Annotated in this window: 11 protein-coding genes; all 11 read left to right on the top strand. The window is 38.3% G+C overall.

All coding sequences use genetic code 11. The annotated features are described in order from the left end of the window. The first annotated feature begins 21 nt into the window (after positions 1-21). Positions 22-915 carry a 16S rRNA (cytosine(1402)-N(4))-methyltransferase RsmH gene (rsmH, locus tag NZD88_RS12905; RefSeq protein ID WP_259829682.1) on the top strand — a complete coding sequence of 298 codons (894 nt, stop codon included), beginning with the start codon at positions 22-24 and terminating at the stop codon, positions 913-915. A gap of 100 nt (positions 916-1,015) precedes the next feature. Beyond that, entirely contained in the window at positions 1,016-1,381 is a 366-nt protein-coding gene (locus tag NZD88_RS12910; RefSeq protein ID WP_259829684.1) for an FtsL-like putative cell division protein, read from the top strand. Beyond that, the gene (locus tag NZD88_RS12915; protein WP_259829685.1) at positions 1,365-3,356 is read left to right on the top strand and encodes a penicillin-binding transpeptidase domain-containing protein; all 1,992 of its coding nucleotides are present in this window, start codon (positions 1,365-1,367) and stop codon (positions 3,354-3,356) included. Before NZD88_RS12910 ends, NZD88_RS12915 begins: the two co-directional genes overlap by 17 nt. 65 nt (positions 3,357-3,421) lie before the next feature. Beyond that, a complete protein-coding gene (locus NZD88_RS12920; protein WP_259829686.1) occupies positions 3,422-4,882 on the top strand; it encodes a UDP-N-acetylmuramoyl-L-alanyl-D-glutamate--2,6-diaminopimelate ligase in 1,461 nt (486 codons plus the stop codon). A gap of 23 nt (positions 4,883-4,905) precedes the next feature. Continuing rightward, positions 4,906-5,274 (top strand): four helix bundle protein, encoded by a 369-nt coding sequence (locus NZD88_RS12925; RefSeq protein WP_259829688.1) that lies wholly within the window; start codon positions 4,906-4,908, stop codon positions 5,272-5,274. A 50-nt stretch (positions 5,275-5,324) separates the two neighbouring features. Then, positions 5,325-6,566: a phospho-N-acetylmuramoyl-pentapeptide-transferase gene (mraY, locus tag NZD88_RS12930; protein ID WP_259829691.1), complete on the top strand. Its 1,242-nt coding sequence runs from the start codon at positions 5,325-5,327 to the stop codon at positions 6,564-6,566. A gap of 84 nt (positions 6,567-6,650) precedes the next feature. Next, positions 6,651-7,976: a UDP-N-acetylmuramoyl-L-alanine--D-glutamate ligase gene (murD, locus tag NZD88_RS12935; RefSeq protein WP_259829692.1), complete on the top strand. Its 1,326-nt coding sequence runs from the start codon at positions 6,651-6,653 to the stop codon at positions 7,974-7,976. Between the two features lie 55 nt (positions 7,977-8,031). Further along, positions 8,032-9,285: an FtsW/RodA/SpoVE family cell cycle protein gene (locus tag NZD88_RS12940; RefSeq protein WP_259829693.1), complete on the top strand. Its 1,254-nt coding sequence runs from the start codon at positions 8,032-8,034 to the stop codon at positions 9,283-9,285. Between the two features lie 105 nt (positions 9,286-9,390). After that, positions 9,391-10,500, top strand: a complete 1,110-nt coding sequence (murG, locus tag NZD88_RS12945; protein ID WP_259829694.1) for an undecaprenyldiphospho-muramoylpentapeptide beta-N-acetylglucosaminyltransferase — start codon at positions 9,391-9,393, stop codon at positions 10,498-10,500. Between the two features lie 60 nt (positions 10,501-10,560). Next, positions 10,561-11,919 carry a UDP-N-acetylmuramate--L-alanine ligase gene (gene murC, locus NZD88_RS12950; protein WP_259829695.1) on the top strand — a complete coding sequence of 453 codons (1,359 nt, stop codon included), beginning with the start codon at positions 10,561-10,563 and terminating at the stop codon, positions 11,917-11,919. A 72-nt stretch (positions 11,920-11,991) separates the two neighbouring features. Then, complete coding sequence (locus tag NZD88_RS12955; protein WP_259829696.1) at positions 11,992-12,957, top strand: cell division protein FtsQ/DivIB; 966 nt, start codon at positions 11,992-11,994, stop codon at positions 12,955-12,957. The last annotated feature ends 111 nt before the right edge of the window (positions 12,958-13,068 follow it).

The raw sequence follows: 13,068 nt of genomic DNA on the forward strand, positions 1-13,068 counted from the left end.
AGGTAAAAAACACAATTAAGTATGTACCACAACCCCGTTTTATTGAAGCAGAGTGTTGATGATTTGGTGACGAATCCTGACGGAATATATGTGGACTGCACTTTTGGAGGAGGAGGCCACTCAAGAGAAATTCTGAGCAGGCTTTCAGAGAAAGGAAAACTTTTCAGTTTTGACCAGGATCTGGATGCCCTTAAAAATACAATTGATGATCCGAGATTTACCCTGGTCAATCAGAATTTCAGATTCCTGGAAAACTCCATGCTGATGTATGGTTTTCCTCAGGTAGACGGCGTATTGGCAGACCTTGGCGTTTCATCCCATCAGTTTGATGAAGCGGAAAGAGGCTTTTCTACAAGAAACAATGCCCCTCTGGATATGCGAATGAATGTCATGCAGAGCCTTGATGCCAAGAAAGTGATCAATGAATATGAAGAAACTGAGCTTGCCGATATATTTTATTACTACGGTGAGTTAAGAGAAGCAAGAAAACTGGCAAGAGACATAGTTCATCACAGAAAAACAAAAATCATCAATACCACCGAAGATCTGAAAAAGCTTTTCAGCTATCTTCCGCCTCATAAGGTGAATAAATTCTATGCACAGCTTTTCCAGGCAATAAGAATAGAGGTTAACCAGGAACTTGAAGCATTGAAAGAAATGCTTGTTCAGGCTTACAATATCTTAAGACCCGAAGGAAGGCTTGTTGTGATTTCTTACCATTCATTAGAAGACCGTTTGGTAAAAAGATTCCTTAAAAATGGAATGTTTGAAGGAGAACAGCAAAGAGACATCTACGGAAATTATAAAAAGGTATTTGAATTGCTTAAGACTAAAGCCGTCATCCCCGACGACAAGGAGATTGAAGAAAATTCAAGAGCAAGAAGTGCTAAAATGAGAACAGGAATAAAAGTATAAAAGTGAATGGTGAATGGCCAATTGTGAATTTGAAACTTATAAAAAATTGACAATTGACAAATGAAGTGAATTCACTGTAAACAAATTGACATAAAAAACTTTGGCAAAAAGAACAACAAACCGCCCTCAGAAAAGACTCACTTTTATAGACATTATAAAAGGAAACTTTCTGAACCGTGATGAGATCAAAACTCATTACAAGTATTTTTTACTGTTGTTCATTCTGATGATGGCGATGATCTTTAGCAATCACCTCGTCAACAAGAAGATTAAAATTGTCAATGCTTTAAAAGAAGAAACAGAAGAATATAAATCGAGAAACGCTTACGCTCAGAGTAAGCTGATCAAAGTGAAAATGGAATCGCAACTGGGGAAGGAAGTAGCAAAGGACTCATTGATGACTTTGGAAAATCATCCTCATAAACTGCTCATAAAACTAGACAGTACAGATGCAAAAGCAAAATGAATACGATAGCAAACGTAAAAAAACGTTAAGGTGGGGCTACCTCTTCGCAGTAGGAGTCCTGTGCGTATTTGTGCTGTTTCTGACAAGAATAGTGATCCTGCAAAACACTAACGTTCAGGAAATTAAAGACGATTACATTAATAAAAACTACCGCGAAGCCACTTTAAAAGCTGCCCGCGGAAACCTGTTTGCATCAGACGGGTCTATTCTCGCAACAACCGTAATGCGCTATGACATCTATCTTGATTTCAAAACAATGAAGGATACGATCTACAGCAACAACATCGGTGCACTCACAGATTCCTTAAGCAAAATGTTTGGAAAATCCAGAGGAGAATTCAGACAGAAATTTGATGAACAGAAGAAAAAGAAAAACCAATACTACACCCTGGTAAAAGGTCTTGATTTCGACGAATACGACAGAATAAGAAACTTCCCCATCTTTAAAAAAGGTAAAAACAAAGGAGGTTTTATCGTAGACCGAAACTATAAGAGAGAACTCGCTACTTCGGAGATTGGGGCAGGAACCATAGGTATCGACAACGGTGAAGTTAAAGCCGGACTGGAAGGTGCTTTCTCTAAATACCTTACCGGAACCGACGGAAAAAGGTTGGAACAAAGAATCAATTCCTCACAGTGGAAGCCGATTGATTACTGGAAAGTAAAAGAACCGGTGGATGGTGAAGATGTTTACACCACCTTAGATCTTAGAATTCAGGACATTGCGCACTCTGCTTTAGAGAAGCAACTGATCACTTATGAAGCAAAACACGGAACAGTAATTGTCATGGAAACACAAACCGGAAAGGTTCGTGCATTGGTTAATTTAAGAAAAAATGAAGATGGCAATTACGAAGATTCTTACAACTATGCCATAAAAGATAATATTGAACCGGGTTCTACCTTTAAGACGATTTCCCTTTTAGCAGCAATGGATGACGGCTTCATCGATGAAAACACAACCGTAAACGTCGGAAACGGGGTTTGGACTTATGCAAAACAAAGGATTTCAGACGGTCACGGAGGAGGAACTTACGATATAAGTGATGTTTTAGCCAAATCAAGCAACGTGGGAACAGCAAAACTGATCACAAAATATTACGCAGAAAAACCACAGATTTTCCTTGATCACCTGAAGAGATGGAAATTATTCGATAAAATGGATATCGAGCTGCCGGGAATCACAAAACCCAAGATCGTAACCCCACAGAACAAGAGATGGAACGCCGCCACTTTGGCTTCTATTTCTTACGGATATTCATCAAACATCAATCTGTTACAGTTAACAACGTTCTATAATGGGGTTGCTAACGGCGGTAAAATGCTTAAACCTCTATTCATTGATAAGATCATGAAAGACGGGAAAGTAATGTACAGCGCAAAACCGGAAGTCATTGTGAACAAAATGGCCTCTGAAAAAGCCATCAAAATGATGACCAGCGCATTGACCAAAGCCGTAGAAAAAGGAACAGGACGAAGCATTTTTACACCCAACCTAAAAATGGCAGGAAAAACAGGAACCGCAAGATTTGAATACTGGCTTCCCGGCCCAATGAAGTACAGAGCTTCTTTCGCAGGGTTTTATCCGGCTGATAATCCAAAATACACCTGTTATGTGATGATTAGTGAGCCTAATACAGCAAAAAGCTTTTATGGAGGTACGGTTTCAGCACCGGTGTTTAAAGAAATCGCTGGAAAAACATTCCTGAAAACACCTCAGAATATTGAAAAAGAAATGCTTGTAGACAGAAAGGTAAACCTCAATAAATTGATTGAACCTAATGTTAAAATAGCTGTAAATAATAAGCAAATGCCAAGCGTAGTGGGAATGATCGGTAAAAACATCATCCCCCAACTGGAAAACTTAGGATACAGAGTTGATTTTAAAGGAGTTGGACGAATTAAAGAACAATTCCCGCTGGAAGGCACCATAATCAGTAAAAACCAGAGAATTTATTTGTCTCTGCAGAATTAAAATAGAAAACCAAGTCCCCAAGGGACGATTTAATAACGGATAGGATGAAATCCTATTGATAAAAAATGATAATAACAGAATTATTAAAAAGAATCCCAGTTTTAGAAATTCACGGCGACGACGCCCGTGAGGTTTCAGAATTGGTTTTCGATAGCAGAAAGATCACGGAAAACTCACTCTACGTTGCAGTGAGAGGAACCGTTGCAGACGGACATTCATACATTGCATCATCTGTTGAAAAAGGTGCAAAAGCAGTTGTTTGCGAAGAATTCCCTGAAACAATGGATGAAAATGTAACCTACATAAAGGTGAAAGATTCATCTAAAACACTAGGACATCTGGCATCCAACTTTTACGGCAATCCATCTCAGAAACTTAAATTGATAGGCGTTACGGGAACCAATGGAAAAACATCGGTCTCTACCCTTCTTTTTGATGTATTCCAAAATCTAGGATATGAGTCGGCACTGCTTTCCACGGTGGAGATCAGAATTGCCGATGAAATTATTCCTGCCACACATACCACTCCGGATGTGATTACCATCAATAAAATGCTGGCTCAGGCGGTTGAAAAAGGTTGTGAATTCGCTTTCATGGAAGTAAGCTCCCACGGAATTGCACAGAACAGGATTGAAGGCCTGCATTTTAAAATAGCCGGATTTACCAACCTTACCCATGACCATCTGGATTATCATAAAACATTCGACGAATACCTTAAAACGAAGAAAAGGTTTTTTGACGAACTCGAAGATACTGCCATAGCCATCACCAATGTTGATGATAAAAATGGCATGGTCATGCTTCAGAACACTAAGGCACAGAAAAAGTCTTATGCTTTGAAAACTATGGCAGATTACCACGGAAAATCTTTAGAAATTGACTTCAACGGAATGCTGTTGAATTTCAACGGAAAAGAATTCTGGACAACATTGACAGGAAGGTTCAATGTCTATAATTTACTCCTGGTTTTCGGAATTGCATCAGAACTCGGTTTTGAGCAGGATGAAATTTTGCAGGCGATCAGTCAGCTAAAGAGAGTTTCCGGAAGATTTGAAACCTTCAAATCGGAAGGCGGCATATTTTTCATCGTAGATTATGCTCATACTCCGGATGCTTTAGAAAACATTTTGGACAGCATTAATGATATCAGAACCAAAAACGAAAGACTGATTACCGTTTTCGGATGCGGAGGCGACAGAGACCACTCCAAGAGACCTGAAATGGGAAATATTGCCACCAGGAAATCAACGCTGGCAATCATTACTTCAGACAATCCGAGGACAGAAGATCCTGCACAGATCATCAAAGAAATTGAAGCTGGTGTTGAATCTCAAAACTTCAGCAAATACACTTCCATTCCGGACAGAAGAGAAGCCATCAAAATGGCGATCAAGTTTGCAGAGCCAAAAGATATTGTTTTAGTAGCCGGAAAAGGCCACGAAACCTATCAGGACATGAATGGTGTAAAACATCATTTTGACGACAAAGAAACGATCAACGAACTTTGGAAGTTGATGAGTAAATAGATATAAATGATTATTGATAATGAATGATGGAAAACAATTATAATCAGATTTTCGCTAAAAGAACAAAAGATTTAGCTATTAAGATTATCAATGAACTATCAGAATTACCATTTTCAGATAAAGTTTCAGTAATCAGAAAACAAATATTTCGATGCGCAAGTTCTACAGCAGCCAATTACAGAGCAATGTGCAGAGCAAGATCTGATAAGGAAAAATATGCAAAGATTTGCATTGTTGTAGAGGAAGCTGATGAAACCGTATTTTGGCTGGAAGTCATTGAAGAATTAAATATGATTTCTCAAATAAAAATAGATGAACTGATGAAAGAATCTTTAGAAATTTTAAAAGTTACATCTACCTATAAAAGTAAATTAAATAGTAAAATTGAATAATATCCGTTTCAGATATCAATCATCAATTATCAAACATCAATAATAAGGACATGCTATACTATCTATACGAATATCTAACCAGTCAGGGAATCCATATACCGGGATTGGGAATGCTGAAATACATTTCTTTCCGTGCAGGAATAGCCGTGCTGTTTTCTCTTATCATTGCCCTGGTCTACGGAAAAAGGATCATCAATTACCTGAGAGGAAAACAGATGGGTGAGCTGGTGCGTGACCTTGGATTAGACGGACAAAAGCAGAAAGAAGGAACACCAACAATGGGTGGACTGATCATTATCATCGCAACCATCATTCCCGTGTTACTTTTTACGAGAATCACCAATGTCTATATCGTTCTGCTGCTTGTTTCCATGTTATGGATGGGTGCTATAGGTTTTGTAGATGATTATTTAAAGAAAATAAAGAAAAATAAAGACGGTCTGAGCGGAAAATTTAAAATTGTAGGCCAGGTTGGATTAGGGCTAATTGTCGGAATAACAATGTATTTCCACCCTGACATTACCGTTAAAAGAAAATATGCAGATGCAAAAGTGGTGAACCGAAATAATGTAGAGCAGAACTTCATGCCAACAGAAAAGATCACCGTTTCTACCGTTCCGTTTGCCAAAAACAACGAGTTCGATTACAGTGGAATCCTGTTTTGGATGAATGATAAAGATGCCCATGAGTGGGCATGGATTGTCTTTATCCCAATCGTTATTTTCATCGTGACAGCCGTTTCCAATGGAGCTAATATCACAGACGGAATCGATGGGCTCGCGGCAGGAACCAGTGCCATTATACTGCTTACCCTCGCCCTGTTCGCCTACCTTTCCGGGAACATTATTTTTGCGGATTACCTCAATATCATGTTCCTCCCAAATATGGGGGAAACCACCATTTTTGCGGTAGCCATGGTAGGTGCCGTGATCGGTTTCTTCTGGTACAATACCTACCCTGCCCAGGTTTTTATGGGCGATACAGGAAGTTTAATGCTCGGAGGAGTGATTGCTGTTTTAGCCATCATTTTGAGAAAAGAACTTCTGATTCCTGTTTTATGCGGAATCTTCCTGATTGAAAACGTATCTGTAATGCTGCAGGTCGTTGTTTTCAAATACAGAAAAAGAAAATACGGGCTGGAATATGCTCAGAATAATAGATTTTTTAGAATGTCACCATTACACCACCATTATCAGAAAGGAGGTTTCCATGAGAGTAAGATCGTCAACAGAATGATCATCATCGGTGTAGTGCTGGCTATTGTATGCCTGATCACATTAAAAATGAGATAAAACCTTGTGTAAAGTATGACGTATTAATACAAAACCAAATTACATTAATACATATTACATTATACATTTTACAAAAGAATAAATATGAAAATAGTTGTTTTAGGAGGTGGAGAGAGCGGATGCGGAGCCGCTTATTTAGCGAAAAAACAGGGTCTGGAGGTTTTTCTTTCAGACAAAGGAGCTATTAAGGATAACTATAAACAGTTTTTAGCCGAAAATGAAATTGAATTTGAAGAAGGAAACCACAACGAAGAAAGAATTTTAAACGCCGAATGGATTGTGAAAAGCCCGGGAATTCCCAAAAAGGCTGAGATCATCCATAAAATTCATGAAAAAGGAATAAGAATCTCCTCTGAAATTGAATTTGCTTCAGAATTTACCGATGCCAAAATCATCGCGATTACAGGAAGCAACGGAAAAACAACAACAACATCCCTGATCTACTACATCCTGAAAAATGACGGACTGAACGTAGGATTGGGAGGAAATATAGGATACAGCTTTGCAAAACAGGTGGCTGACGAGAATCATGAATATTATGTTTTGGAAGTAAGTTCTTTCCAATTGGATGATATTCAGAACTTCAGACCTTATATTTCCCTATTGTTGAACCTGTCCCAGGATCACCTGGATCAGTACAACTACAATTATGAAGAATATGCTTTAGCTAAATTCAGAATTGCTGAAAATCAGGAAAATGATAATTTCTTCATCTACAATAAAGATGATGAAATGAGCAAAAATATCCTTGAAAAGCTTGAAATAAAGGCGAAAATGATTCCCTTCTCTACAAAAGAAAAATTGTCTGAAGGTGGTTTCATTGATGACGATCAGATTGTGGTAAAAATGAAGGACGAATTTTCAATGAAGATTGATAAGCTTTCCCTTCTTGGAAATCACAATGTTGCTAATAGCTTAGCGGCTTCTATTGCCGGTAAAATACTGGAAATCAACAACGAAAGTATCAGAAACTCTCTAATGACTTTCCAGGCGGTAGAACACAGACTTGAATTCGTGACAGAAACCAATGGTGTAAAATACATCAACGACAGCAAGGCAACGAATGTAAACGCTACCTATTACGCCCTGGAAAGCATGAAAACCCCGACGGTTTGGATCGTAGGAGGATTGGATAAAGGAAACGACTACTCAGAAATTGAGGAACTCGTTAAAAGAAAAGTAAAAGCCATTGTTTGCTTGGGAATAGACAATTCGAAGATCATAGACTTCTTTAAAGACAAAAAAGAATTCATCTATGACACTTCAAGCATGGAAGAAGCCGTGAAAATATCAAAATCACTGGCCAAGAGCGGAGATACCGTTTTGCTCTCTCCGTGCTGCGCAAGTTTTGACCTGTTCAAAAGCTATGAAGACAGGGGAAAACAGTTTAAAGAACAAGTATTAAAGTAAATGTAAAAAGTAAAATGTCGGATGTAAAAAGTACATTGTACAACATACATTTTACATGAATACAAAAAATATGGACGAACAGAACACAGAAAACAGAATTGAATTGCTAAAGGGCGATAAAGTACTTTGGATGGTCATCCTTGTGATCTCCATTTTCTCTATTTTCCCTGTATATTCTGCAAGTTCAAATCTGGAATATATTGTTAATAACGGGACCACTACCGGTCACGTGATCAAACATATGTTCTTTGTGGTCTTAGGTCTGGTAATCATGAGAGTCGTTGGAATGGTGAAATACGAGTACATCGGAAAGCTCAGCAGTATTCTGCTAGGTTTAATGATTGTCCTGCTTGTAGTCACCATGTTTACGGGGCAAACTATTGACGGAGCCAGTGCTTCAAGATGGTTGAAAATTCCCGGAACCCCTATCTCATTCCAGCCATCATCATTTGCGTTTTTAATGCTGGTCATTTATCTCTGCAGATATCTGACCAAAAAAATAACAAGGGAAAGGCTTCCTATAGAGAACATTATGTACATCTTCGGGCCTATCCTGCTGGTGTTTGTTTTGGTAGCAAAAGACAACGGTTCTACGGCATTGATGATCCTTATGGTTTCCGTAATTGTCCTGATCATAGGACAGCTTCACTGGAAATACATTGCAGGCTTTATCTCTTCCTCATTTATAGCCATTGTTTTATTCCTGATTGTTGCATTAAATACCAACCTGATAGGCGGAAACCGTGTTCATACATGGATGAGCCGTATCGAAACATTTACATCCAGTAAGGCAAAGTCAGCTGATGTGGATGACGAAAGCGTAAAAGCAAAAAATTATCAGGTAATGCAGGCCAAAGCAGCCATTGTTCACGGTGGAATTACCGGAATGGGACCTGGAAAAAGTGCATTAAAACAAATGCTTCCACAATCTGCCTCCGACTTTATTTTCGCAGTGATTGTAGAAGAATACGGACTTATTGGCGCAGCATTCCTGATCTGTCTCTACCTTATTATGATGATCAGGATTGTGATGATTGCCAGTAAGATGCCGGCCTTTTTTGGCTCACTCCTCGTGCTCAGTCTCGGGGTGATGATCTTTATACAGCTTGCAGTCAATATTGCGGTAGCAGTCAATCTGATCCCGGTAACAGGACAGCCATTGCCCCTGATAAGTTATGGAGGAACCTCCATGCTGGTTACCTATCTCCAGCTTGGAATTATTTTAAATATAAGCTCAAGAATCCAGATATACGATGAAGAAGGAATGGGCAAAAAACAAAGTGTAGCGGAAATTAATGATATCGCATAAACTGTCAAAGAGTCCCAAGGGGACGGTTTAACACAGGATAGGATAAAATCCTGTCAAAGAAATATAGCAACAACAACAAAGAGTCCCAAGGGGACGATTTAAAAAATGAACAAAAAATTAAAAATAGTATTATCCGGCGGCGGAACAGGAGGACATATCTTCCCGGCTATTGCCATCGCAGATGAAATCAAAAAAAGATTTCCTGATACCGAATTTTTGTTCATAGGTGCCAACGGAAAAATGGAAATGGAAAAAGTTCCGCAGGCAGGCTATATAATTGAAGGAATTGATATTGCCGGAATAGACAGAGGAAATATGCTATCAAATTTAGGACTGCCTTTCAAAATTTTGAAAAGTTTATCTAAATCAAAAAAGATCATTAGAAATTTCGCTCCGGATTTTGCAGTAGGAACAGGAGGTTTTGCAAGCGGCCCCGCTTTGTATGAAGCAAGTAAACTGGGAATTCCCATCTTTATTCAGGAGCAGAATGCACACGCCGGAGTTACCAATAAAATTTTGAGTAAGAAGGCAAAAGCTGTTTTCACGGCCTATCCAAAAGTAGAAGGCTTCCCTGCTGAAAAAATAAAATTCCTGGGAAATCCTATTCGTGAGAATATCATCACAGGAATGACAGAAACAGCACAGGCGAAAGAAAAAATGGGATTAAATAAAGATAAGCTTACGATTCTTTCTGTAGGCGGCTCTTTAGGCTCCAGAACATTAAATAATGCCTGGAGATCTAATCTAAACGAACTTGTAAAAAAAGATTATCAGCTGATCTGGCAGACCGGAAAGCTTGATTATCAAGATATAATAGAAGAAACAAAAGATAACGATAGCAGAAACATCCAGATCCATGAATTCATCAGAGACATGGAAACAGCCTATTCTGCGGCAGATATCATTGTTTCAAGAGCAGGTGCCATTGCCATTTCAGAGTTAGCAGTAGCTAAGAAACCTGTTCTTCTGGTACCCTTCCCGTTTGCGGCAGAAGACCACCAGACTAAAAACGCCATGAACCTGGTTGAAAAAAATGCAGCCAGAATGGTAAAAGACTCTGAAATGCAGGAAAAATTCTGGAATACACTGGAAGAGATCTGCAGCAGTGAAAATTTAAGAAAAGAAATGTCTCACAACCTCGAATATTTTGCCAAGCCCAATGCCGCAAAAGAAATTGTAGATGAGATATTTAAAATTGTAAAAAGTACAATGTAAAATATATTCAACGATAAAAATACATTGTACATTATACATTATACATTAATACAAAAAAGAATGAACATATTAGAAACATATCAAAATTATTACTTCGTAGGCATCGGAGGTATCGGAATGAGTGCTTTGGCGCGTTATTTCAATGCTTCGGGCAAAAAAGTGCTGGGCTATGACAAGACCAATACCAAGCTTACTACCCTGCTTATGAAAGAAGGAATTGATATCGTTTTCGAAGATAACATTGACGAAAAAATAACTACACTTCAAAAAGAAAATACATTGGTGATCTATACTCCTGCCATTAAAACGCTGGGAATTTTAGATTATTTCAACCAAAATCAGTTTGAAGTCTTAAAACGGGCTAAGGTTTTAGGCCTGATCACAGAAAATACAGACTGTATCGCTGTAGCAGGAACCCATGGAAAAACAACAACTTCTACACTGGTTTCTCACCTGTGCAAAGAAGCCAATCTTCCATTTTCATGCTTTTTAGGCGGTATTTCTGAAAATTTTAAATCAAACTTCTTATACAACGGAACAGAATACTCCGTAGTAGAAGCCGATGAATATGACAGAAGCTTCCTGAACCTTTCTCCGGACTGGGCCGTAGTAACGTCTACCGATGCAGACCATCTGGATATTTATGGCGATAAAAGCCACATTGAAGAAGGTTTCAAGCAGTTTGCAGCCCTTGTTCCGAATGACAGACAGTTGTTTGTAAGAAAAGGCTTGGATATAGGAAGAGCACATCAGACCTATGCCGTGAATGAAGCAGCAGATTACTACTCAGATAACCTGCGTATGGATCACGATAAAATCTATTTTGATTTCCATACTCCTTCAGAAACCATAAAAGATTTTGTGTGGGATGTTCCGGGAATCCATAATGTGGAAAATGCGACTGCAGCCCTGGCTATCCTTCACAATTTAGGCGTAGATTTTGAAACACTGAAAAAGGCTATTGCCAATTTTAAAGGAATTAAAAGAAGATATACCAAACATATTTATCCAAACAGTAAAATTTATATTGATGACTATGCCCACCATCCGACAGAAATTAATGCGGTAGTAAGCTCTATCAGAACTTTTTACCCTGAGAAAAAACTTTTAGTGGTCTTTCAGCCACATCTTTTCAGCAGAACAAGAGATTTCGCTGACGGATTTGCAGAAAGCTTAAGTAAATCGGATGAGCTGATCCTTCTCGATATTTATCCTGCGAGAGAGCTTCAGGAAAATTTTGAAGGAATAACGTCCGACTGGTTATTGGAAAAAGTGAATTTAGATAAAAAAGAAAAATCGGACTTATCCGGTGCTTTTGAAAAAATAAAAGAAAAAGATTTTGACATCCTCCTTACCGTAGGCGCAGGAAACATTGATACCCTGTATGACCCTATTTGTGAATGGATTTCAAAAAAATAAAAGTGAAAAATTAATAATGAAAAATGAATCAGTTTCTGATATCTGACGTCTGAAATCTGACATCTTATAATTATGAAAAATAAATACAGAATATTAAAAATTGCTGTCACAGTGATCATCCTTGGATTACTGCTGAGTTTCTCATTGAAGAGATTCAGCGGCCAGAAGATTACGGACAATAAGATTTCTGTAAAAATGAATGAAAAAACTCCGGTATACTTCATAGATGAAAAAGATATCCGGGAAATTGTAAAAAAAGAAAACCCTTCTGGAAAAGTCGGAGACCTGAATATACCCGTGCTTGAAAAGAAGATCAACTCTCTTCCTGCGGTAGACAGTGCCAATGTCTATTTGAACCTGAACGGAAAACTCTACCTGGATATCAGACAAAGAATTCCTGTTTTCAGACTGAATAAAGACGGAAAAGACTTTTATGTAGATGAAAAAGGAACCGAGTTCCCCATATCCAGGACCTATTCGCATCCTTGTATGCTCGTAACAGGAGATGTGAAACCGGATGAATATGAAAAACTGGCTGAGCTGGTTGAAAAGATTGATAAAGATGATTTCAGCAAAAAATTCTTTATCGGGATTTCAAAAAGTAGAGGCGATTATAATCTTCTGACCAGTGATGGAAATTACAAAGTAGAAATAGGAGATCTTGACAATATAGAGTTTAAGGTAAAAGGTTTAAAAACCTTCGTGGAAAAATATCTGGTATTCCAGGATCCCCAAAAGTACAGCTTAGTATCTGTAAAATACCAGAACCAGATTGTAACCACTTTAAATCCTTATTTCAAAGAAAACGACAGTATTCTGAAAGCAGGAAATCTGGAACTGGCAAAGGCCCCGCTCCTGGCAGCAGCAAAAAAGCCGGAAGCCATGCCTAAAGTTGCGAATACAAAAAAAACAAAAGCCCCTTCCGTAAAGCCGAAGGAAAAAATAAAACCCAAAACGACGGTCAAACCAAAGGAAACTAAAAAGACAGAGAAAAAGCCGGCAGCTACAAAGCCCAAGGCAAAAGTAAAAATAGAATAAAGACAAGTCCAAAGGGACCATTTAGCATAGAATTGGATAAGATCCAATTTGATTAAAAAAAGGGACATCGTCCCAGACATGAAAAAGTAGAAAAAAATCAAATCGACATAA

Origin of the sequence: Chryseobacterium pyrolae (assembly GCF_025153485.1) — a bacterium.
Lineage (GTDB): Bacteria > Bacteroidota > Bacteroidia > Flavobacteriales > Weeksellaceae > Chryseobacterium > Chryseobacterium antibioticum.